Origin of the sequence: Bradyrhizobium sp. I71 (assembly GCF_022354745.1) — a bacterium.
Taxonomy (GTDB): domain Bacteria; phylum Pseudomonadota; class Alphaproteobacteria; order Rhizobiales; family Xanthobacteraceae; genus Bradyrhizobium; species Bradyrhizobium liaoningense.
Genome location: NZ_CP059398.1, coordinates 2,322,650 through 2,345,948, shown reverse-complemented (window position 1 = coordinate 2,345,948; position 23,299 = coordinate 2,322,650). Strand labels below are relative to the sequence as shown.

The 23,299-nt window shown below is 64.6% G+C and carries 17 protein-coding genes; 7 read left to right on the top strand and 10 right to left on the bottom strand.

The window, feature by feature from the left end:
• Positions 1 to 25: 25 nt before the first annotated feature.
• The 4 genes from FJV43_RS11610 to FJV43_RS11595 all read right to left on the bottom strand — a co-directional run bounded on the left by FJV43_RS11610 (position 26) and on the right by FJV43_RS11595 (position 5,664).
• Complete coding sequence (locus FJV43_RS11610) at positions 26 to 1,021, bottom strand: glycosyltransferase family 2 protein (protein ID WP_239627115.1); 996 nt, start codon at positions 1,019 to 1,021, stop codon at positions 26 to 28.
• Between the two features lie 210 nt (positions 1,022 to 1,231).
• Complete coding sequence (locus FJV43_RS11605) at positions 1,232 to 2,794, bottom strand: hypothetical protein (RefSeq protein WP_239627113.1); 1,563 nt, start codon at positions 2,792 to 2,794, stop codon at positions 1,232 to 1,234.
• Positions 2,795 to 2,881: 87 nt separating this feature from the next.
• Positions 2,882 to 4,156: a glycosyltransferase family 87 protein gene (locus FJV43_RS11600; protein WP_239627111.1), complete on the bottom strand. Its 1,275-nt coding sequence runs from the start codon at positions 4,154 to 4,156 to the stop codon at positions 2,882 to 2,884.
• Positions 4,153 to 5,664 carry a hypothetical protein gene (locus FJV43_RS11595; RefSeq protein WP_239627109.1) on the bottom strand — a complete coding sequence of 504 codons (1,512 nt, stop codon included), beginning with the start codon at positions 5,662 to 5,664 and terminating at the stop codon, positions 4,153 to 4,155. Before FJV43_RS11595 ends, FJV43_RS11600 begins: the two co-directional genes overlap by 4 nt.
• A 392-nt stretch (positions 5,665 to 6,056) precedes the next feature.
• Here FJV43_RS11595 and FJV43_RS11590 point away from each other — a divergent pair, with 392 nt between their 5' ends.
• Positions 6,057 to 6,221: a Flp family type IVb pilin gene (locus FJV43_RS11590; protein ID WP_061880846.1), complete on the top strand. Its 165-nt coding sequence runs from the start codon at positions 6,057 to 6,059 to the stop codon at positions 6,219 to 6,221.
• A 246-nt stretch (positions 6,222 to 6,467) separates the two neighbouring features.
• Here FJV43_RS11590 and FJV43_RS11585 read toward each other — a convergent pair whose 3' ends face one another.
• Positions 6,468 to 7,961 carry a hypothetical protein gene (locus FJV43_RS11585; RefSeq protein WP_239627107.1) on the bottom strand — a complete coding sequence of 498 codons (1,494 nt, stop codon included), beginning with the start codon at positions 7,959 to 7,961 and terminating at the stop codon, positions 6,468 to 6,470.
• 396 nt (positions 7,962 to 8,357) lie between these two features.
• On the opposite strand from FJV43_RS11585, the gene FJV43_RS11580 reads away from it, so the two are divergent.
• Both FJV43_RS11580 and FJV43_RS11575 read left to right on the top strand, forming a co-directional pair.
• The gene (locus tag FJV43_RS11580; protein WP_239627105.1) at positions 8,358 to 9,356 is read left to right on the top strand and encodes a M23 family metallopeptidase; all 999 of its coding nucleotides are present in this window, start codon (positions 8,358 to 8,360) and stop codon (positions 9,354 to 9,356) included.
• A 174-nt stretch (positions 9,357 to 9,530) separates the two neighbouring features.
• Entirely contained in the window at positions 9,531 to 10,211 is a 681-nt protein-coding gene (locus FJV43_RS11575; protein ID WP_028180633.1) for a TetR/AcrR family transcriptional regulator, read from the top strand.
• A 146-nt stretch (positions 10,212 to 10,357) separates the two neighbouring features.
• Here the strand turns inward: FJV43_RS11575 and pyk are convergent, their stop codons facing one another.
• Positions 10,358 to 11,794 carry a pyruvate kinase gene (gene pyk / locus FJV43_RS11570; protein WP_239627103.1) on the bottom strand — a complete coding sequence of 479 codons (1,437 nt, stop codon included), beginning with the start codon at positions 11,792 to 11,794 and terminating at the stop codon, positions 10,358 to 10,360.
• The gene (locus FJV43_RS11565; protein WP_239627101.1) at positions 11,791 to 12,381 is read right to left on the bottom strand and encodes a DUF1036 domain-containing protein; all 591 of its coding nucleotides are present in this window, start codon (positions 12,379 to 12,381) and stop codon (positions 11,791 to 11,793) included. Before FJV43_RS11565 ends, pyk begins: the two co-directional genes overlap by 4 nt.
• 168 nt (positions 12,382 to 12,549) lie before the next feature.
• Here FJV43_RS11565 and FJV43_RS11560 point away from each other — a divergent pair, with 168 nt between their 5' ends.
• From FJV43_RS11560 to FJV43_RS11550, 3 genes are all read left to right on the top strand, one after another.
• Positions 12,550 to 12,855, top strand: coding sequence for a DUF1244 domain-containing protein (locus FJV43_RS11560; protein WP_239627099.1), 306 nt, complete (start codon positions 12,550 to 12,552; stop codon positions 12,853 to 12,855).
• A gap of 197 nt (positions 12,856 to 13,052) precedes the next feature.
• On the top strand, positions 13,053 to 13,325 hold the full coding sequence (locus FJV43_RS11555) for a DUF2312 domain-containing protein (protein ID WP_008546273.1): 273 nt from the start codon (positions 13,053 to 13,055) through the stop codon (positions 13,323 to 13,325).
• An 83-nt stretch (positions 13,326 to 13,408) separates the two neighbouring features.
• A complete protein-coding gene (locus FJV43_RS11550; RefSeq protein WP_239627091.1) occupies positions 13,409 to 15,175 on the top strand; it encodes an adenylate/guanylate cyclase domain-containing protein in 1,767 nt (588 codons plus the stop codon).
• A 47-nt stretch (positions 15,176 to 15,222) separates the two neighbouring features.
• On the opposite strand, the gene FJV43_RS11545 is transcribed toward FJV43_RS11550, so the two are convergent.
• From FJV43_RS11545 to FJV43_RS11535, 3 genes are all read right to left on the bottom strand, one after another.
• Positions 15,223 to 16,842: a DUF882 domain-containing protein gene (locus tag FJV43_RS11545; protein ID WP_239627089.1), complete on the bottom strand. Its 1,620-nt coding sequence runs from the start codon at positions 16,840 to 16,842 to the stop codon at positions 15,223 to 15,225.
• A 284-nt stretch (positions 16,843 to 17,126) separates the two neighbouring features.
• Complete coding sequence (locus tag FJV43_RS11540) at positions 17,127 to 19,322, bottom strand: L,D-transpeptidase family protein (protein WP_239627087.1); 2,196 nt, start codon at positions 19,320 to 19,322, stop codon at positions 17,127 to 17,129.
• A gap of 350 nt (positions 19,323 to 19,672) precedes the next feature.
• Positions 19,673 to 21,169 carry a sigma-54 dependent transcriptional regulator gene (locus FJV43_RS11535; protein ID WP_239627085.1) on the bottom strand — a complete coding sequence of 499 codons (1,497 nt, stop codon included), beginning with the start codon at positions 21,167 to 21,169 and terminating at the stop codon, positions 19,673 to 19,675.
• Positions 21,170 to 21,296: 127 nt separating this feature from the next.
• Between FJV43_RS11535 and FJV43_RS11530 the strand changes: the two genes are divergently transcribed.
• Positions 21,297 to 23,234 carry a M3 family oligoendopeptidase gene (locus FJV43_RS11530; RefSeq protein WP_239627083.1) on the top strand — a complete coding sequence of 646 codons (1,938 nt, stop codon included), beginning with the start codon at positions 21,297 to 21,299 and terminating at the stop codon, positions 23,232 to 23,234.
• The last annotated feature ends 65 nt before the right edge of the window (positions 23,235 to 23,299 follow it).

Genomic DNA, 23,299 nt, shown 5'->3' with positions numbered 1-23,299 from the left:
CGTCGCCTGGTCACGCGTCGTCAAGTCACTCGTTGATGGCGTGGATCGCGGGTGGGGCCGCCGCCTCGTTGCGGTCGAAGCCGGCTCGCGTCTGCACCACGTAGAGCGGGCGGCGCTTCACCTCGGCGTGGATGCGCCCGACATAGAGCCCCACGATGCCCGTCATCAGCATGTTGATTCCACACAGCAGCGACACGAGGACGATCGTCGAGGACCAGCCGGTCACGAGGTGGCTGTCGTTGCTGAGCCACATCAGAACCACCCAGCCGCCGTAGAGCATTGCGAGTCCGGAGACCGACAATCCGCACCAGATCGCCAGCCGCAAGGGCAGGTCGGAAAAGCCAAGTGCGGCATTCATCGCGAGCCGTACCATCTTGAACAGCGGGTATTTTGTTTCGCCCGCCGCGCGCTCGAGGCGGTGGAAGGCGACCTCGGCCTGCCGGAAACCGAGCCAGGCGATCATGCCGCGCACGAAGCGGTCCTGCTCCGGCATTTGCCGAAGGGCGTCGAGCACCTTGCGATCGATCAGGCGGAAGTCGCCGACATCGGCGGGAATGCCGACTGAGGACATCCTGCCGAGCAGCCGGTAGAACAGATGCGCGGTCGCACGCTTGAAACGGCTTTCCCCCTCGCGCGACAGGCGGCGGGCGTGGACGACGTCATTGCCTTCCTGCCATTTCGCGATCAGTTGCTCGATCACTTCGGGCGGATCCTGCAGGTCGGCATCCATCACGATGATCGCGTCACCTTGCGCGGCGTCCATACCGGCGGTGATGGCGACCTGGTGACCGAAATTCCGCGACAGGCCGATATAGCGAAAGCGCGGATCGCGCGTGGCGAGCGCCTGTAGCACGATCGAGCTGGAATCACGGCTGCCGTCGTCGACGAAGATCGCTTCTGCCGGCCCGTCGAGCCGCGACAATACCAGCTCGAGACGGAGCAGCAGGACCGGCAGCACGGCTTCCTCGTTGAATACGGGGATGACGAGGCTGTAGCGGATCGATCTGGGCCTGGCCGCCATGCGAAAGATTCCAACTGTGTTTCAGGAGCGGGACTCTAATGCGCCGGTGGTTAAGGTCGCCTTGTCGCAACTATTAAGGATCTATTGCTCCGGGGCCCACGCCGCGGGTTTGGACCATCCGGAGACGAAAGGGCGGAGCAGGTGGATGGTGCCTGATTGTCCACGTTGTGCCGAACGCACGAGGACGATCCATCCCGATCTCATCGCGCTTCAGGACCGGCGGCGGATCCTGTAGAGAACAAATCGATCCGAACTGTCCAACAGCTGGAGCAGATCCGGTAGCGGATTCGCGGCAGGCGGCCCAACCAAATAGAGATAGTCGTAGTCCCGGTACCACGTGCGGACGAGGGGCGGGGCGTCCGCCGGCGGCTGGCCTGCCGCAATCGCAACAAGCAGCCCTGACGGCACTATTCCTCCGTCGGACAGCGCAAGACGGCGCACGGCCTCGCGTGCCCGTACGGGTTGCTTGCCGGCTTCCGTGAAGAGATTGATCACGAACGCGTCGGCATAGTGCACGGCCAGCGTCGGCGCATAGTACATCGGATAGGAAGTGAGGTCGCCGAAGGGCGGGTCACCGTTGTCGCCGGTGCTGCCAACCAGGACGCGCGAGCCGCGATCGAGCTTTTGGAACGACTGGATGATGGCCGCATAATCCGCACGGTAAGGCAGCCACACCGCGAGGACGACGGCGAGATTGATCAACGTGATGCCGCTGATCGCAGCGAGCGCAGCCATTTTCCACGCTCCGCCGGGCAGCGACAGCGAGCAGAAGGCGGGCAGGATCAGGGCCGCGGCGGGAATGACGCGGAGGTCGACAAACGAGGTTCCGAACAGTCTCGACGGAATGGCCAGGTAGAGCAGCGCAAGACCGATCGCGATCCAGATCCCGGCTGGCTCGAGCTTGAGGAAGCCGCGTCTTGTGGCGAAGTACAGCAAGATCGCGAGCGTCAGCCCGGTCGCTGCCGCTGCCGTCAGATTGTAGCCGTTCATGATGCGGAGCGGCCAAACCGGCTTGAACCCGAGAAACCAGCTCGAACCTTGCCCCCCGATCGAGCCGGCAGCCAAATGCATGACCACGAACAGCGCCAGCGCCGGCAGGGCCAGAGCGACGAGCCGCGCAGCGGCGACCGGGTACGCAATTCGCTGATGGCGGAGGCGCCAGAGCTCGTAGAGGCCAAGCGTCGCGCCATAGATGCCCAGTGAAAAGAAGTGCGCCACGAACAGCGCAGCGACGAAGACCAGGTTGGCGGCGAAACGCAGCGGCCATGGGCGTTCTGCCAGCATCAGATAGACGGCGATGCCCCAGAGAGCGAGGCCCAGTCCGAACTCGAAATTCACGAAACCCCAGCTGAACGGCAGGCAGTAGAGGAAAGCGAGCGCAGCGAAGCCGGCAAGATGAATCCGTCCCTTTCGTGTCCATTCGAGCAGCAGCGCGCCCCCGACGATCAGCAATTGGCTCAGCAGCAGAAACAGCCGTGTGGCGTTCTCGACGCTCATCAGCCGCGCCATCTGCGGGACCAGCAGATCCATCCCGAGATTGGGATAGAACGCCCACACCACCTCGTAGTGCGGATTGGCGTTGGAGGTACCGTTCTGGCTCAGAATGTACATGCGGGCGAGGTGGTTGGGATAATCGACCATCGCGGGGATCGGCGTCAGCAGCACCGGAAGAAACGAGACGGCCGCCAGCATTGCAAGAACGCCGATCGCCACGGATCGGTCCGAGCGGAGACGATCCGGAATTGTCAAGGTCGGCCTGTTGGAAGAAACCATGTCGTGGGATCGTTGGGTCTGAGCGCGGTGTGCGAGGAATTGTCTGCGCCCGGATCCGGACGCCTGCACGGAGTCCCGGCCGCGGGCCTAATCGCAACCGGTAGATCGAATTGAAGACAGCGGCGGAATTCCCGACTCGCGAGACTTCGCCCGGCTATGCATCCTTCCGAACACGAGGCCAATGAGAGCGATGGTGAGGAGCGGTGATAGACGTCCCGCAGGTACATAAACCGCAGGGCTGAGCAGCGGGACCATCCAGATGCCGAACCCGATCAGCCAGTCGAGAAGGCGCGGCGCATCGATCGATGCGGCGAGCCACAGCACGATGGCGACCGCCAGCAGCGTCGCATCATAGGGGCCCGAATGCGGGGCCGCCAGCACGGTCGCCGCAAGCAACACGATCAACTTGCCGTCGCTATTCAGCGAGGAGCGAAACGCCACGAAGGTCGCTGCCGCGCTCGATACGATCGCGCCCAATTGCAGGATCGAGGCCAGCCGCTCCGGCACGCCCAGCAGTACCGCGCAGGCCCACACGCTGTGACCCCAGATGCGGCCATAGGCCAGCCATTTCTCATCGGGGCTGACCAGATTGTTGAACGCCTGTGGTATCCACCGAATCCACAGCTCGATGCCAAAGATCATGACGCTTGCGAGCGCCAGTGCGAATGCCGAGCATGCAGCCGCACACAGGCCGCGATATTGGCGCAGACCCAGCAGCGCGAACGGAACGAGCAGAAAGAACTGCGGCTTGAAGCTCAGGAGTCCGAGGATGGCGCCGCCAAGGAGCGGCCGCGGTCCGAGTAGTCTAACGCCCGCCACCAGCAGTGCGGCGACGAGAAATGCGCATTGTCCATCGGCCAGATTGAGCGATGCGGATGGCGAGACCAGCACGGCAGCGATGACGTAGGGCGTCAGTTGCGGCTGCTCGGCGCGGTTGCGAAGCGCCCAAGCCAAGAGGCCTGCGGTCGCAGCCTGGAATGCAACATAGGAGCCGGCAAAACCGAGCGGAGCGAACGGCAGCAGCAGAACGAGAAAGCTGGGCGGATAGAACCATGGGCGGAACTCCAGCGGCACCGTGAGCCATGATGCGAACGACTGGTTGAGATGCGCTGTGAATGCCTCGGCATCGAGGACCAGCGCGAGCTTGCCGGCAAGCATCGATCTGATGGCGCCGTAGAACACCATCCAGTCAGTGCCGGGGGCGATGTGGTTCAGTCCGATCCATCCGGGATGGACCAAGGTCGAGATCAGGATCCCCCAGCCGAACAGCGCAGCGATCGACAAGGCCGGCAGGAACATCAGGGGGATTTCGATCCGGCGACGCGCTGGAGTGGATATCGGCGGTTGAAGGGACATGCTCATTTGCGAGCATCCTTCGGGATTTCCGCTCCGGGCGCCACGCCGGCCTGCCCGTCGTCCCGCACATGGATCACCGCAATGTCGTCCGCATAGATCCGCTTCCAGCCCTTGAGCTGGTCGAGGATCTGCGGGCCCGGCGCGTCGGCCACCAGGAGCGTCGCGTCGATCTTGTACTCATCCAGCAAGCGCGGCAGCAGTTCGGGCTTCTTGCCCTCCGTCGCCTTGAAGAACTCCACGACGAATTTCTCGCCATAGAGCTCGGCGCGGCCGTCGACGAAAACAGGGATGTCGCGCGAAATCAGATAGCCGCCGAACTGGTAGGCGTTGAAGATGCGCCGCACCTTGCGTTGCTCGAGCAGGTCGACCGCCGCAACCGGCGTCTGCGTCATCGTGAAGGTGAAGCGATGGTGTCCCAGATAGAGCGACGTCGAGGTCCAGCTTGCCGCCACGATCATCAGCGCGCCGAGCGCAGTGACATGGCGGGCCGGCCAGCGGTCGGCGTCTGCGGCGTCGGGCGCCCGGCGCGGGAACATCTGGCCGAGCGGCTTTGCCAGCACCAGCGGCACCAGGAACGCAAATGCCTCGATGCTTCTGACATGGGTCAGCGCGCTCCAGGTCAGGAACAGGATCAGGAAGATCCGGGGTGCCGACAGCACGAGGCCCCGATAATAGCCGAACGCGATCAGGCCGAGCAGGGCGCCTTCGAACGAGGTGAACGTGGCGAAGTTCGCCGGCATCCATTCGAAGATCAGCGACAGCAGCTCGCCGAGGCTGAGGATGTTGGTCGCGCCTTGCAGCGTCCGCCAGCCGTAGGGTGTGCAGCAGCTCGCGATCAACGCACCGATTCCGAACAGCACCCAGCGCATGAACAGGGCAAGCCGCCGCCCCTTCTCGGCATGCTCGACCGCCTCGAGCGAGATCGGACCGATCAGCGCGAGGCCCAGCACGAAGCCGCCGTGCAGGTTCGCCCAGAGCGCCATCAGCGGCAGCCAGGTCCAGGACGGCGCGCTTTTGCGGTCGGCGGCAGCCATCAGCAAGCCGACCCACGCCACCATGACGGGCAGCGCCAGGATATGCGGACGGGCGAGCACGTGATGCATCGACAGCAGCAGCGCCAGCATCGCGAACAGCACCGCGCGCGGTGCCTCGATCTGCGCGTCGAGGAAATGGACGAAGATGGCGGCGGTGAGCGCGACACCGATCGCGGTGATGATGACGGGGCCCGCCCAGCCCCAGTGCGTGTAGGAGAAGGCGAACAAGACCTGCGACAGCCACGATGTCGAGATCCAGGCTTCGCCGGTGCGCGTGAAAGAGTAGAAGTCGGTGTACGGCACGGCGCCGTGATCGAGGATCCATTGCCCGATCTTGATCTGCCAGAACGAGTCGGAATCCTGAAGCAGCGTGTCGCCGAGATAGAGGAAGAACAGGTACGCGCCGGCAGCGACGCACAGCGGCACCAGAGCCCGCGCGCGGCTTTGCGCCGCCATGCTGTTGGCAAGGGAAAGGGACATGCCGCCTCGTCGTCCTGTTGTTCTCGTCGGGTCGGGCATGATCCGGAAAAAGTACGTAGCGGTATTCCGAGAAGATCACGCTCAAACAATCACCTGAAGCGCGATGAGCGAGTCATCTCATCGCGCTTCAGTCCGAGCGGGCGGCATTGGACCATGGCGGTCAATAACTTCGGGTAAATCGGCCGCGCTGAGCCGTGTCCCGACAATTTAACAGGTTGTTTTGGATTTCGATTTACCATCGGCGAATACTCGCAAACCGCCCGATGTTTACGTAGTCGGATTAACTGCGGCGCAATTCTTTGCCTCTACGTTCGGTTCCATGGTCGGGCGGCGCTGGGAAGCCGAAAAGACCAGATCAGTTGTAAGCCTCGTGTACCCATTTGGAGCACTCTATGAAGAACCTCGTTGCGCGTTTCGTGAAGGATGAATCCGGCGCCACCGCCATTGAATACGGCCTGATCGCTGCCGGCATCGCGCTGGCGATCATCACCGTCGTCAACAATCTCGGTACCGCGCTGAACACCAAGTTCACCTCGATCTCGACCAGCCTCAAGTAAGGCCAGGACGAGCTGCGAATTCTTGAGAGCCCCGTCCCTGGCGGGGCTCTTTTTCGTACGAGGCGCCTGCAGCCGGACGACCGGTTGAGGTGCATGGTTCATGACGCTCGCTTTGGCAGGCGACTTGCGATGAGCCTCGGACATCCCGCTGCAAAAGCGACCCGAGGGCCCGCTGCAGCCGAAGGATGACTCAAGGCGAACTTTGCGTCGGCGAAGGCCCGCGAGAGCTGGCGGCCTTGTCTTGGCTCACCGTGATGCGGAAGGCAGCTGCGTCGGCGCGTCGTCGCGGACGTGAACCACGGCGATATCATCCGCATAGAGCCGCTTCCATCCCGGCAGATGGTCCATGATCCTGGCGGCGGGAACGGTTTTGTTCAGCAGCGTCGCGTCGATCCGGTAGGTCTCGAGCAGGCGCAGCAGGGTGTCCACGTTCTTGCCCTCGACGGCATCGAAATAGTCGAGCACGAACTGGTCGCCATACAGCTCGGCGCGGCCATCGATGAAGCTCTTGATGTTGCGGGTGATCAGATAGCCGCCGATCGGAGCGGTGCTGAAGATCCGTTGCGCGTGCCGTTTTTCGAGCAGGTCGACCGCAGCCGCAGGCGATTGATTGCCGATGAACGCATACCGGCTCGGCGTGGCATAGGACCGCGTGATGCTCCAGCCGGCCGCGACGATGGCCAGCGCCGCGATTGCGGTCAGGGCGAAGGAGGGCCGCGCCTCGCTTCCCTTCAGCGCGAGCGGTCTCGTCACTCCGAAATGTTCGGCGAACGGTTTTGCCAGCACGAGGGGCGTCAACAGCGCGAAGGCCTCGATGTTTCTGACGTGGTTGAGTGCCGCCCAGATCAGACCGAGCAGCAGGAATATGCGGGTCCATGACAGCACCACCCCGCTGCAATAGCCGATGGCGATCAAGCCGAGCAGGCTGGCGCCAAACAGATCGAGCGAGCTGAAGTCGGCCGGCATCCACTCCCCGATCAGCGAGAGCGGCTTGCCTAGGCTGAGGATCTTCGTCGACGCCAGCAGCGTGTTCCAGCCATAGGGCGTGCAACAGCTTGCGGCGAGCGCGGCAAGGCCGAACACGGCCCAGCGCGCCGCCAGGGCAAACCGGTCCTTGCGATCGCAGGACGCGATCGCATCGAGGCCGATGGCTCCGATCAGGGCCAGGCCCATGACGAAGCCGCCGTGAAGATTGGCCCACAGCGCCATCAGGGGCAGCAACAGCCAGGACGGCGCGCTACGCCGATCGGCGGCCGCCAGCAGCCCGCCGACGAAGGCCACCATCACGGGCAGCGCCAGCATGTGCGGGCGCGCGAGAAAATGACCCATCGACATGAAGAGGAGCGGGGTCACGAGCACGAAAGCGCGTGCCGGCTCCAGATAGGGCTCGAGCAGGTGGACGAAGATCGCCGCGGTCGCGCCGATCGCGAGCGATGTCAGGATGACCACGCCCGACCAGTTCGATGGCTCGTAGACCAGCGCGAACAGGACTTGCGACAGCCAGGAGCTCGAGATCCATGCCTCGCCGGCGCGCGTGAACGAATAGATGTCGGTGTAGGGCATCGCGCGGTGTTCGAGGATCCACTGCCCGATCTTGATCTGCCACAGCGTATCCGAATCCCGCAGCATGATGTCGCCGACGCCCAGGAAGAACAGGTAGACACCGACGCCGATGCAGACCGGCAACAGCCATCGCGCGACGCCGCGAACCGGAACGCTGCTGATGACGGAGATCGACATTGGAGTCTCGGGGTTAGGCGACCGCGCGCGACGGCGCATCCCGACCTGAGCATGATCGCCTTTAAGTCGGGGTAAACCGCACCGGTTTTCCATGCCAGGCGGTGCAAGGATGCGTTTACCATCTGCTTACGTGCAGCCCGGAGCTGCGTCGCGCTCGCATCCGCATTTGCATCTTACCGCTGTTGGTCTCTATAGAATTCCATCATTGTTCGAGGGCGACTTCTTGCCTTCGCGGGCTGATCCTTACCAGTTCACGTGGCTTCACAGTGTACTGATGTTTGGCCAAGGTTCTTGGGACTTCAGTAATGAAACTCTCGCGTCCGGACTACGCTTTGTCTCGAACGGTACGCCGTTCAGACTATCCGCCCGCCCCTTCATAGAGAACGGACAGATCGGATGAGAACGCTTGTGTCTGCCTCGGCGCTTTGCGCGGTCATGGCTGGCGCGGCGGCATCCCACAGCTCCGAACCGCAACTCTTTGCCTGGCCGGTTGCCTGCGAATTGGGAACGACCTGCTTCATCCAGAACTACGTTGACCATGATCCCTCCGACAAGACCTTGGACTTTCGATGTGGTCACCGAACCTATGACGGCCACGACGGCACCGACATCCGGCTGCCCGATCTGGACTTTCAGAGAAAAGGGGTCGAGGTCGTTGCTGCCGCTTCGGGGCGCGTTGCTTACATGCGCGACGGCATGGACGACGTATCGGTCAAGGTCGTCGGCAAAGCCGCAATCGCCGGCAAGGAGTGTGGCAACGGGGCGATCGTCGAACATGGAAACGGCTGGAGCACGCAATACTGCCACATGGCCAAGGGCAGTCTCAGTGTGAAGCCCGGCGACAGCGTTAGCGCGGGACAGGCACTCGGGCGGGTTGGTCTGTCCGGAAACACCGAGTTCCCGCATCTGCATTTCACTGTGAGGCAGAACGGAGCAGTCGTTGATCCCTTCGCCGAAGGGGCCACGAAGGGCGAATGCAACGTCGGTCGTTCGTTGTGGCAGCCCATGGCGAGCTCTGCTCCCGACTACCGGCCCACCGAGATCATCAATGCGGGCTTTGCCGATCGAGCCGTGACCATGGACGAGATCGAGGTGGGAGACATCAGGCGATCCCTGCCTGGCTCTCACTCTGCGGCCATCGTTGCGTATGTTCGCGCAATCGGACTTCAGGCCGAGGATGAGCAGGCCATCGAGCTGAGGTCACCTCAGGGGCAAGTCATCGCGGAGTATCGCGCACCGAAGGTGCCGCGAGACCAGGCCCAATATTTCATCTCGGCTGGAAGGAAGCGCACGGGCTCCGCCTGGCCGCCCGGCACCTACACCGCGACTTTTATTCTGAGCCGAAGAGGTGCCGAGATCGAGCGGCGGTCCTTTCAGGTGGACATCGCGCAATAGCATCTCGTCGCGCCAGCCCATTCAACTCGCCTCGTTGTGACGCTTCACGCATTTCCCATCTTGTCATTCACCCTGAATAGTTGTTCAGTCCTTGCGGGGCGATTTGCATCTTTTGACGTGACGAAGCGTTTGGCCGCAGGGCGTGCGGCCGGCGTGTGGGACAGGAAGCGCGCCATGGTTTATCGGCGGACGCATCAAGTGGTGAAGCGCCTTGCGGCTCGGCGCAGCGCGATTCTGGCGGCGGCGCGGGACGCGGCAGCGGAAGGCGGTATGGCGGCGGTGCAGATCGCGCCCGTCGCGGTCCGGGCCAATGTCGCGGCCGGCACGGTCTACCGCTACTTCCCCTCCAAGGCCGACCTGATCTCCGAGCTCATTGCCGAGGTCTCCCGCGACGAGCTCGCGGCGATCCGAAGGGCAGCCGACGCCGCGCCGGGGCCGTCCTCGGCGCTGGCGGCGGCCGTGACCACCGTGGCGGTCCATACCCTGTCGCAGCGCAGGCTGGCCTGGGGCATCCTGGCCGAGCCTGTCGATGTCGATGTCAGTGCCTCGCGCCTTGCCAGCCGGCGCGAGATCGCGGGCGAAATCGCCGCGCGAATCGATGCCGCCGTGCGCGCCGGTCACCTGCCGGCTCAGGATACCGCGCTCGCCGCCACCGCATTGCTCGGCGCGCTACACGAGGCCCTGGTCGGGCCGCTTGCGCCGGACAATCTCGATGATCCCGTCAAGATGCGCGATGCGGTGCAGACCGTGACGCTGCTGGCGCTGCGCGCGGTCGGCGTCATGGACGCCCGCGCCCGCGGCCTCGTGGTGCAGCAGACGCTGCTGCCGACGACGAAGGCGCTGGTCGGGGCGTAAAATCGGCCACGCGACGAGGTGGAGACCTGATCGCGCTCAGGCCGCTGGTCGGGCTGGCCTTTTCGAAAAACCGCAGCACGCGCGCCGAAGTCGCCGTCTACTGTGCATGGGGTTGTTTTCGCACTTTTTGTCGGAGCGGCCGGAAATCACATGTTGGCGTCGCCCTCGGGGCCGACCGAGGCGATGCGCACCATGTTGGTGGTGCCGGGAATGCCGAGCGGGACGCCGGCGACGATGATCACGCGCTGGCCGGCCCGGACAAAACCGTCCCGGAACGCGATCTGGCCGGCGCGGCTCACCATGTCGTCCTGGTCGCGCGCGTCTTCCGCCACCACGCAATGCACGCCCCAGGTCACGGCGAGCCGGCGGCCCGTGGTGATGTTCGGCGTGATCGCCACGATCGGCGGCTTCGGCCGCTCGCGGGCCACGCGCACCGCGGTCGAGCCCGAGCTGGTCCAGCAGATCAGGGCGGGCAGGTCGAGCGTCTCGGCGATCTGCCGGGCGGCGTCCGCGATGGCATCGCCCGCGGTGGATTCGGGGGCGGGGCGCTGGGCCATGATCACCGACCGGTAGGTCGGGTCGCGCTCGACCTCCTCGCCGATGCGGTTCATGGTCGAGACCGCCTCGATCGGGAATTTGCCGGCCGCCGATTCCGCCGACAGCATGATGGCGTCGGCACCCTCGTAGACGGCCGTGGCGACGTCGGAGACCTCGGCGCGGGTCGGCACCGGCGACTGGATCATCGATTCCAGCATCTGGGTCGCGATCACCACCGGCTTGCCGGCGCGGCGGGCCATCCGCGTCATCTGCTTCTGCAGGCTCGGCACGCGCTCGAGCGGCAGTTCGACGCCGAGATCGCCACGCGCCACCATCAGCGCGTCGGAAGCCTCGATGATGTCGGCGAGGCGATCGATCGCCTGCGGCTTCTCGATCTTGGCCATCACGGCGGCGCGACCGCGGATCATTTTCTTGGCCTCGATGACGTCGTCGGCGCGCTGCACGAACGATAGCGCGATCCAGTCGACGCCGGTGACGAGGGCCGCCTCGAGGTCGGCGCGGTCCTTCGGCGTCATCGCCGAGACCGGCAGGTCGGTGTCGGGCAGGCTGACGCCCTTGCGGTCGCTCATCCTGCCGCCGACGACGACACGCGTCACCGCGTGGTCTTTCGAGGTCTCCTCCGCGATCAGCCGTACCTTGCCGTCGTCGAGCAGCAGCGCATGGCCCGGCCGCAACGCAGCCAGGATCTCCGGATGCGGGAGATGGACGCGCGTGGCATCGCCCGGCGTCTTGTCGGAATCCAGCGTGAAGGTCTGCCCGTTCTGGAGCTGGACCGCGCCTTCGGCAAAGGCGCCGAGCCGGAGCTTGGGGCCCTGGAGGTCCACCAGGATGCCGATCGGCCGGCCATAGCTGCTCTCGACGTTGCGGATCGTCGCCACCAGCTCCCGCATCTTGTCATGCGAGGTGTGGCTCATGTTGATGCGGAACAGGTCGGCGCCGGCCTCGAACAGGCGGCGGATCATCGCGAGGTCTGAAGAAGCCGGTCCCAGGGTCGCGAGAATCTTGATACGGCGAAGACGCCTCATGGCTTATTTCCAGACGGGGACGAGGGCGCTGGCGGGAGGCCAGGCGCGGCGGGGGGCGTACCACCGGGCGGACCATTGGGCAAACCCGGAACGCCCGGGCCAACCGGGCCGGGCAGGCCAGGTACGCGTTGCTGCGCCGGCTGTTCGTTGGCGTCGGTCAGCTGCACCGTCCAGGCCCGCTGCTCACCGGTGTCGACCTCGAAATAGCCGGTCCGATCATAGCCGCGCGCGAGGCAATCCTCGGTGCCGCGGATGGTGAACTCCTTGTCGCGCGAGCACATGAAGGCCTGGCCCGACCATTCGCCGCCGCGGTCGTAGTCGATGGCGTAGATGTAGTAGTAGCGGGCGACCAGCGTGCCCCGGAGCAGCGTCTCACAAGAGCGTGACGAGATGTTCCACCAGCCCTCGGTGGTCCAGCCCTCGGCATCCTTGTAGCCGAGCGCGATCCCGACCCGGCTCGAAGTGTTGTTGCAGAGGCGGAAATCGGCCGAGGCCGGGCTGGCGCAAAGGCACAGCAGGGCGACGACCAGCACCGGGACCAACCGGGCAAGCAGGCGAAGCGGGAGGCGGGGAGATTCGGCAATCATTGTTGCGGAAGCTATACCAGATCATTGACGATTTGGCGTTGGGCCGGGGGCGCGCCCCGAAGCCGGGCTTGGGCCCGTTTGCGCCGCGATATGGCAAAATCTGTGACAGGACCCACCTGATCCCGTAAGGGTGACCGCCATCGGGACGGGCCCCTAAGGGATACAGCCATGGCAATCGACGACAAAACCAGAACGGAGCTCGAGGCGGCGGCTTTCCGGCGCCTGGTCGACCATTTGAAGACGCGGACGGACGTCCAGAACATCGATCTGATGAATCTGGCGGGCTTCTGCCGCAACTGCCTGTCCAACTGGCTCAAGGACGCCGCGGACGCCCAGGGCGTGCCCTTGAGCAAGGACGAGAGCCGGGAGGCCGTCTACGGCATGCCATACGAGGCCTGGAAGGCGAAGTACCAGGGCACGGCCACGCCCGAGCAGCTCGAGACGATGCAGAAGGTCCATCCCCACGGGCATTGAACGGCCCCGACCTCCATCGCCCGAGTCGCACCCAGACAACAGCTTTCTTCGCCTCGGCGCAGGAAGGTGTGGGCGCGCTGTGGACGAGCGCGATGCTTGCTTGAATGCAGCTGGCCCCAACCCTAAGGGTCTACCCAGCACGCGCGGTGAGGGATGCCGGCGTCACCTCGTTTTGCCAGTTCCATTGGGAGTACAAGATGGCCACCTCCGCCGCCGTCCGCGACGACGAGCCCGCGACGAAATTTGCCAAGGACCAGCTCAAGTCCATCATCGAGCGCATCGAGCGGCTGGAGGAAGAGAAGAAGGCGATCTCCGACGACATCCGCGACGTCTATGCCGAAAGCAAGGGCAACGGCTACGACGTCAAGGCGCTGCGCACCATCGTGCGCCTGCGCAAGCAGGACCCCAACGAGCGCGCCGAGGCCGAGACCATTCTCGAGACCTACATGCAGGCGCTGGGGATGATCTGAGGCGCATCGCCGGGGTGTTGGCGCGCAACACGCTTGGGCAGAACCTCTGCGTCTGCTAGAGTGCTCGGTGAAGAGACCGAGCGATGGATGTGCCGGGACCAGAGCGCAGGCTCGCCGCGGTCCTCGCCGCCGACATGGTCGGTTTTAGCCGGCTTATGGAGGTCGACGAGGCCGGCACTCTTGCGCGCCTCAAGACCCATCGGGTCGAACTGATCGATCCAGCCATTGCCAAGAACCGCGGCCGTATCATCAAGACGACCGGCGACGGCATGCTGGCCGAATTCCACAGCGTCGTCGATGCCGTGCTCTGTGCCGCCGAGGTTCAGCGCCGGATGGCGCGACGCAATGCCGACGTTCCGCCGCCGCGGTGGATCCAATTCCGCATCGGCATCAATCTGGGCGATGTCATCGTCGATCAGAACGACATTTTCGGCGATGGCGTCAACGTCGCGGCGCGGCTGGAGGCGCTGGCCGAGCCTGGAGGAATCTGCGTTTCCGGCGCGGTGCGCGATCAGGTCGGCGACCGGCTGGACGGGGTTCAGTTCGATGATCTCGGTGAACAGAGCGTCAAGAACATCGCTCGCCCGATCCGCGTCTTCCGCATTCGGCTGGCCGAGGGGCCTGCAAGTCTGCCCGACGGGTCGAACACTGCACTGACGCCACCGGGTGTCTCGAAGAAGCCGTCCATCGCCGTGCTGCCATTCGCCAATATGAGTGGCGATCCGGAGCAGGAGTTCTTCGCGGACGGTCTCACCGAGGACATCATCACCGAGCTTTCACGCTTTCACGACCTGCTTGTCATCTCCCGCAACTCGACGTTCGTCTACAAGGGCAAGGCCGTCAAGGTTCAGGACATCGGCCGTGAGTTCGGAGTTGACTACGTCATCGAGGGCAGCGTGCGGAAGGCCGGGGAGCGCGTCCGTGTCACCGTGCAGCTGATCGATGCAGAGACCGACCGCCATATCTGGGCCGAACGCTACGATCGCGAGCTCCGGGACATCTTCGCCATCCAGGACGAGATGACCCGCGCGATCGTGGCGACTTTGCCCGGCCGGGTAGAAGCAGCAACGCACGACCGCACCAAGCGCAAGCCGACCGACAACATGCCCGCTTACGAATGCGTGTTGGCTGCAAAGCTCCTGCATCACCGGTCAAACCGCGACGACAACGCCCAGGCGCAGACGCTGCTCAACCGCGCGCTGGCGATGGATCCGAACTATGCCCACGCTCATGCCTGGATGGCATGCGTGCTCGGCCAATGCTGGATCTATGGCTGGTGCGCCGACCGCGAGGCGACCTTCGAGCAGGTGGCTTCGGAACTCGAGATCGCGCTGGCGCTCGATGACAATGACGCGGACGTGCACCGCATACTCGCCGCACTCAATCTGACGCGTCACGATTACGAGAAGGCCACCTATCATCAGGAGCGTGCGCTTGCCCTCAACCCGAATTACGACCTGGTGGTCGTGCAACAGGGGGAGCTCCTGACCTGGCTGGGCTTGCCGGAGGAAGGCATCGACTGGATCAGGAAAGCGATGCGCCTCAACCCCTATCATCCAGAGCGCTTCTGGAGCCACCTGGGCCGCGCCTATTATTGCGCGGAGAAATACGCCGAGGCCGCCGAGGCGTTTTCAAGGATCACACGCCCCGACTACACCCATCACGCGTTCCTGGCCGCGACGTTCGCGCAGATGAAGAATGCGATCGCGGCTGGCGCTCACGCCGCGGAGGTGTTGAAGCGCGAACCAGGGTTCTCGGTGGCCGTTCATCTGGCGACGCTGCACTACAAGCGCGAACTCGACCGGAAGCGCCACGAGTCCGGCCTCATCGCGGCTGGCCTGCCGGCTTGATCGATCCGAGCGAGGGAGAGCAGAAAGAGCCTTGCTGGACCCGGGACTCAGCGCAGCGAGGCGGTGCGCAAGACGAAGGACGTGGTCTCGAGCTTTGCAGTCGCGCTGCCCGAGAAGCTGTCGCAGGACAGGCCCTGCATCGGATCGTCGACAAAACCCATCGTGACGACCGCGCGCGGCTTGACGAAATAGGCACGCAGCGCGACCGTGTCGAGCTCGCCCATCAGCGTCACCGACATCGCGCGACTGGCGCTCGGCGACAACATCACGATCTTGAGCCAGATGCTTTCGCCCTTGGCCGCGGAGAGGCGGGTGGCGGTTGCGACCCTGCCGTCGATGCTCTTGCCGACCACCATGTTGATCTCCGTCGCCTGAGCCACGCTGCGGGAGGCCGCAGCCGGGCGGGCGGAGCGCGGGATCGGTGCGGACGCTGCGACGACGTTGGCGCGGTCGACCGGGGAGGCCGCCGGTGCGTAAGCCAGGGCCTGGAAGGCCGCGTTGGTCACGCTCGCGGTTGGTTGCGGATCGGTGGCGGCGGCCAGCGCCTGACGCGCCTTCAACGCTGCGACCTGAGCCGGCGTCGCCTGCTGCGGCGCGGCCGGGACATCATCCCAGAAGCCGCGGGCATTGATGATGTCGGCCGGTGTCTCCAGCTTGCCTTCAACAGACTTGCCGGCCGCCGGCTTGTCAGCCACGGGCGCGGGCTTCGGCTTGGGCGGCGCAACGATCTGGGCATCGGCCGAAGCGAGCTGGAAGGTTGCGGCGATCTGCGGCTTGGCGCGGGGCGTCGGCACCGGCTCGGCGGGCCTGGCGGCGGCTGCGACCACGGTCGGCGCGGACGGCTTCGCGGCCGTTGCGGGCGCGCCCTCGTCATCCTCGTCGCTGCTCGCGGCAGGAGCCGGCTTGCTCCTGAACAAGGCGGCGAAGAAATTCGGCTTGCTGCCGGCGTCGTCGCCGCTGCCGCGCCGCTCGATCTCGGCCCTGGCCAGCTCATAGTTCTTCAGCGGAACGCCGTCGGTCGGCAGATGCACCGTCTTGCCGTCCGGGAAGACGCGGGCGAGCTGGTCATGCGTCATGCGCGGCCAGTGCCGGACGCTGCCGGTGTCCAGATGCACGAAGGGCGAGCCGGAGGTCGGATAGAAACCGACGCCGCCGCGCTGGAGGCGCAGGCCGGCGAAACGGATCTGCTCCAGCGGCACGCCCGGGATGTAGAAGTCCATCGCATGTCCCAGCATGTGCTGGCTGGAGCGCGCCACGCCGGAGGAGCGGCGGCGGAGCATGGCGTTGGTGGCGGGGGAGCGGTAGGAGGAGATGATCTGGATCGGCTGCTTGCCGTCGACGTCGCGATAGACTTCCCAGAGGATGTCGAACAGGCGACGGTCCATGACGGTTTCATCTTGGGTGCGCCAGTCGCGCAGGAAATGGTTGAGCTGCTTCAGCGCGGCCTCATCATAGCGGCCGTCGCGCTTGAAGGTGACGGTGAGGTCTTCGCCGGAATGGGTGTGGTGGAAGGAGAGCGTCTTGGTCTCGTTCAGCGCCGCAGCGTCGTGGACCGAGCCTGCGGCGGCAAGCAGCAACACGGAGGCGAGGCCGATCCGGGATCCGGCCTTCACCCCCGCATGGGACAACGACAGCACAACGAATTTGCGTGCGAGACCAGTCAGCACGTATGAGCCCACCCAGTCGACGAGCGTTCAAAATGGACTCTCCCGCCAACCCCGTTAGCAGCGCGAAGAGGATGAACGCTTTCTTAAAGCAAGAAGGTTAATTCGAGGTTGACCTTCCCGCCCCCAAACCAAGTCAGAGTGCAATCCTAAGCGGTTGACTGTGGCCAAAAGAAGCCGCTGCCCGGACCCAGGTTGACGATGGTTAACGTTAAGCGACCCCATCCCGGGGGACGGAGTCGCTGATATCATTGCGGAATTTTCGGAAATAAGGCAACGAGCCGGACTCAGCGGGTAAACACCCGCTGCTGCTGCGGGCGGCGGCCGACCGGAGCCGGCGGCGGGGTCGGAGCCCCGAACAGCCGCTCGAAAAAGTTCGGGCCGGACGAGGCGAAGCCACCGCCATTGTTGGCCACCGCCACGCCGGAGGGCAACGTCGTCGCCGGGCGCGAATAGCTCGGCTGGGAGTGGGCGACGACGCCCTCCAGATCCTTGCCGCGGCTATTCTTCAGGATGTTGATCATGGTCGCATCGCGGCCGTAGATGTCCTTGCGGAATTGCAGCTTGCCGGCATCATCCACGAACGCAGTCTGATAGGTGATGTTGACCGGGATCGGCGTCGGAAATTTCAGATCGATCTCGCTCTTGCCGTACATGCTGCGCACGCGCTCCGGCGTGTACTTCTCGTTCGGCATGGTGATGTTGAGCAGCACGGAGGCGTATTGATCCGGATTCTGTACGCGCATGCAGCCATGGCTGAATGCGCGCTCGTCCCTGGCGAACAACTGCTTGTCCGGCGTGTCGTGCTGATAGACCAGGAACTTGTTCGGGAAATTGAAGCGGATGCGGCCGAGCGCGTTGGCTTCGCCGGGCGGCTGCGAGATGTGCACCGAGCCGTCGCGGTTCTGCTCGAGCCTGAGGCCCATGCGCTGAAGCACGGTCGGGTCCTGCTGCAGCGCCGGCAGGTATTCGTTGTAGACGATCGACGGCGGCACGTTCCAGGTCGGATTGACCGTGATGTACTTCATCGTCTCGGTCAGCAGCGGGGTGGCGTGCTGGCCGGGCTTGCCGGTGACGACACGGGTGGTCCAGACCTGATGGCCGCGCTGCATCACCTTCAACGTGAAGTCGGGAATGTTGAGGATGACATAGGCATCTCCCAGCGAAGACGCGCCGAGGTCGCGCGGCAGCCAGCGCCAGCGCTCCATGTTGACCAGCACGACGTCGATCTGCTTGTCGCGCTTGGGAGTGTTGAGCGCCTTGACGGTCTTGTCGTCGAGGATGCCGGTTGCCTTCATCTCGGCGCCGCTCTGGAATTTGCGCACGGCCTCGGCGACCGCCGCGTCGTAGCGGGTGTCGCTGGAATTCTCGGCCAGGCCGAGCTTGGCGCGGAGCTGCGGCACGCGCGGATCTTCCACAACGATCTCAGCCTGCTTCTTGCTGGCCGGCGTGTATTTCAGCGCCGGACCGTCGGTGATCTCGATCACAGGGCCGTTGCCCTGGCCGCGCAGCTCGGCGAGTTTGGCCTTCAGCTCCTTGTAGAGCTTGTGCGGCGGGTTGTAGCTGTCGAGCGCTGCGGAAGCATCCGCCGCGGTCGTGACCTTGGCGAGCACCTCGTTGGGGTCGACCGGATGCTCGGGATAGAGAATGTCGCCGCTGACCTGCGACCAATGCATGCGGCCGCTCTGGGCATGACGTGCGTAGTCGAACATGCTCGCGGTGAGCTTGAGCTCGGCATCCGCCAGCGCATCGGGCGTCGTGGCGGCGGCGAAATCCGGCAACGGATAGTCGGCGGGATTGAGGCCGTCGGAGGCCGCGTCCTTAAGCCGCGCGATCACGCCCTTCGCGGCAGCGGTCGGGATGCCGCCTTGCGTCCAGACCGGCGCGAAATCGCGTGCGCCGTAGAACTTCTCGATCGCCGCGCGCTCGTTCTTGCGGTCGAAATAGCGCGCGGTCCTGGCGCCGATGATGTCCCTGAGCTTGTCCGCGACCGGCTGGTCGGCTGCGGGCACGTTGCTCGCGGCCTTCACCGGCTCGGCGGCGGGAGCCGCTGCAGCGGGAGCCGCGGGAGCCGCCGGCGTGGCGGTCGCGGTGTCAGCCTTTGCAGGCTCGGTGTTTGCAGGCTCGGTCTTCGCAGTCTCGCTCTTCGGCGCTTCGGGCGCCGGCGTGGTGACGACGTCGGACGGCCTGGTCTCGACCTTGTCCGGCGCAGGCGCGGCGTCCGCCTTGACGGGCTCCTTCGCGATTTCCTTGGTGGGATCCTGCACCGTGGCGGTGGTGTCGAGCTTGATGTCGGCTGCAGTGGGGGGCGGGACGTTTGCCGGCTCTGGGCGCGGGATCGCAGCTTCGATCGCGAGCTCGGCAGCGCTGCTGCGCGCCTGGTCCTGCGCCAGCGCCGAGCTGGCGGACACCGCGAGGAAGGTCGCTGCAACCGTCATCAAGACACGGTCAAAGCCCGCACGGTGGTTCAAACAGTCACGCATTGTGTCGCACCCCTCGGGTGAGCTGTCCCCTCGTGGAACAGCTTCGTTATCGCCTAATGATGAGCTTCGGCTAAACCGCGCCGGCCTCTCGAAAGTTGCACGCCTGCACGCAACGATTCCTACGCAGACGATATACAGGCCCCGATTCTGCGGCCAGCGCTACCCGGGACAACTCACGACAAACTGACTTCAAGGGAGCCTCTTGGCAACGGATTGTGCGCTTCTGCCACGCGGTTTTCCGTCTGTCTGTCACTTCCGGGTCACGGTTCAAATCGCAGTCGAATTCTGTCGTCATGCGAACGGCTTACCGCTGTCGCGCACCGTCGCGCGAACCTCCGTTCGCACCCGGCTCAGTGCGTCTCCTCACCGCTTTTGCCGCCATGTCCGGGAACCCCGGCCTCGTCGAGTTTGCGGTAGAGCGTCGACCGGCCGATCTTGAGGCGGCGAGCCACTTCGGACATCTGGCCGCGATAATGCGAGATCGCGAAGCGGATGATCTCGTTCTCCATGTCCTCCAGCGCGCGGACATCACCGGTCGCGGTGAGCATGGCGAGAGTCCCCACGGCGGGGAGTGGCGCGATCGGTATTTCAGTACCTGAAGCTATCGAAGGTATCGCCGCCGGCTCCAGCATCAGCGGAGCGGTCGGAATATCCGTGGCGGGATGCGGCTGCGAGGCGAGCAGGGGGAAATCGCCAATGTCGAGCTGGTCGCCGTCGCTCATCACCACGGCGCGGTAGACCGCGTTTTCGAGCTGGCGGATGTTGCCGGGCCAGTCGAGCTGGGCCAGGTGCGCGACCGCCTCGCCGCTGATGCCGGTGATCGGGCGGTTCTCCTCGGCGGCAAAGCGCGCCAGGAAATGCCTGAGCAGATGCGGGATGTCCTCGCGCCGGGCGCGCAGCGAGGGGATCGTCAGCGGCAGCACGTGCAGGCGATAGAACAGGTCTTCCCGGAAATGTCCCTGCTTCACCCGCTCCAGCAGCTTGCGATTGGTTGCCGAGATGATGCGGACGTCGACCTTGACCGGCTTGCGGCCGCCGACGGCCTCCACGGCACCTTCCTGGAGCGCGCGCAGCAGCTTCACCTGCGCGGTCAGCGGCAGCTCGCTGACCTCGTCCAGAAACAGCGTGCCGCCATGAGCCTCGACAAACTTGCCCATGTGCCGCTCGGTGGCGCCGGTGAAGGCGCCCTTCTCGTGGCCGAACAGGATGGACTCGACGAGATTGTCGGGAATCGCGCCGCAATTGACCGCGACGAACGGCTTGGCCTTGCGCTCGCCGCTGCCATGGATGGCGCGCGCGAACATTTCCTTGCCGACGCCGGACTCGCCCTCGATCAGCACGGGGATCGCGGAATTCGCCGCCTTCTGTGCGGCTCGCATCACCGGGGTCATTGCCTCAGCGCGCGTGATGATGTCGGAGAAAGTCAGCCGGCCCTCACGGCTGTGACGGATGCGCTGCAATTCGCCCTTGAGCGCGGACGTGTTGAGCGCGTTGCGCAAGGAGACCTGGAGCCGCTCCACGCCGACCGGCTTGACGACGAAATCGGCCGCGCCCGCGCGCATCGCCGAAATCACGTTGTCGATGCCGCCATGGGCGGTCTGCACGATGACAGGGATGCTCAGGCCGGCTTCGCGGATCTTCGCAAGTACGCCCATGCCGTCGAGGCCGGGCATCACGAGATCGAGGATGACGGCGTCGATGGCCGGCGCGTCGGGGGCGGTGAGGGTGGCAATTGCGGCGTCCCCGGACTCCACGACGACCGTCTCATAGCCGCATTTCTGCACCATGTTCTCGACCAGCCGGCGGGCTACAGCGTCGTCATCGGCGATCAAAATACTGGCAGCCATGGTGTTCCCCGCACGCTACTACTATCTGTCTCGAATCGGGGCACTCTGGCCGAAGCCGATTAACGCATGCTTAAGCCTTCATGCCCCCGCCCGCCGTCGCGATTGTTGAACACAGGTTTTCCACACAATGACTTCGCGCTCCAAGACCGCTCTCACAAAATCGGCACTCCGCAAGCCAGCCACCAAGAAATCCCCCGCCAAGAAAAAATCCTCCGAGCCTTCGCCCGCCAAACCTTCACTCGCCAAACCTTCGCTCGCCAAACCTTCACTTGCAAAGGCTGCGAGCAAGACCGGCAAGCTTCCGGAGTGGAACCTCGCCGATCTCTATTCCGGGATCGACGCGCCGGAAGTGGCGCGCGATCTCGAAAAGCTGGATATCGACTGCGTCGCCTTCGAGACGGACTACAAGGGCAAGCTGGCAACAGGGACAGCAAACGAAGATGGCGGAAAATGGCTCGCTGAAGCCGTGCGACGCTATGAGGCGATCGACGATCTCGCCGGCCGTCTCGGCTCCTATGCCGGTCTCGTCCATGCCGGCGACAGCGTGGACCCTGCGATTTCAAAGTTTTACGGCGACGTGTCCGAGCGCCTGACGGCGGCGTCGACACATCTTCTGTTCTTCGCGCTCGAGCTCAATCGGATCGATGACGATATTTTGAACCGCGCGATGCAGGCCACCGAGCTCGCCCACTACCGTCCGTGGATCGAAGACTTGCGCAAGGAGAAGCCGTATCAGCTCGACGACAAGCTCGAGCAGCTCTTCCTGGAGAAGGCGCAGACCGGCTATTCCGCCTTCAACCGGCTGTTCGACCAGACCATCTCCGGCCTGCGCTTCAAGGTCGGATCCAGGGAGCTCGCGATCGAGCCGACGCTCAATCTGCTGCAGGACCGCGACGGCGCCAAGCGCAAGAGCGCAGCGGAAGCCCTGGCGAAGACCTTCAAGGCCAATGAGCGCACCTTTGCGCTGATCACCAACACGCTGGCCAAGGACAAGGACATCTCCGACCGCTGGCGCGGCTTCAAGGACGTCGCGGATTCCCGCCATCTCAACAACCGGGTCGAGCGCGAGGTGGTGGATGCGCTGGTCGCCTCGGTGCGCGCGGCCTATCCGAAGCTGTCGCATCGCTATTATGCGCTGAAGGCGAAATGGTTCGGCAAGAAGCGGCTGGCCTATTGGGACCGCAACGCGCCGTTGCCGTTTGCGGCGACCGACGTCATCGCCTGGCCGGAGGCGCGAAGCATGGTGCTGACGGCCTATCGCGGCTTCTCGCCCAAGATGGCCGATATCGCCGAGCGCTTCTTCACCGATCGCTGGATCGACGCGCCGGTGCGGCCGGGCAAGGTGCCGGGGGCGTTCTCGCATCCGACCACGCCATCGGCGCACCCCTACGTGCTCATGAACTACCAGGGCAAGCCGCGCGACGTGATGACGCTCGCGCATGAGCTCGGTCATGGCGTCCATCAGGTGCTGGCGGCGAAGAACGGCGCGCTGATGGCGCCGACGCCGCTGACGCTGGCGGAGACCGCGAGCGTGTTCGGCGAAATGCTCACGTTCAAGCGTCTGCTTGCCCAGACCAGGAATGCAAGACAGCGTCAGGCGCTGCTCGCCGGCAAGGTCGAGGACATGATCAACACCGTGGTGCGGCAGATCGCGTTCTATTCCTTCGAGCGCGCGGTCCACACCGAGCGCAAGAACGGCGAGCTCACCGCGACGCGGCTCGGCGAGATCTGGCTGTCGGTGCAGGGCGAGAGCCTGGGACCCGCGATCGAGATCAAGGCGGGCTACGAGGGCTACTGGATGTACATTCCGCACTTCATCCATTCGCCGTTCTACGTCTACGCCTATGCCTTCGGCGACTGCCTCGTGAACTCGCTCTATGCCGTCTACGAGAATGCGGCCGAAGGCTTTGCCGAGCGCTATCTCGACATGCTCGCCGCCGGCGGCACCAAGCACTATTCCGAGCTGCTGCGGCCGTTCGGGCTGGATGCCAAGGATCCCAAATTCTGGGACGGCGGGCTCAGCGTCATCGCCGGCATGATCGACGAGCTGGAAGCGATGGGCTGAGCCTCGCGCCGACGCGAGTAAAACATCTGTTGAACTGGGTCCCTCGGGATGTTATACATATGTAT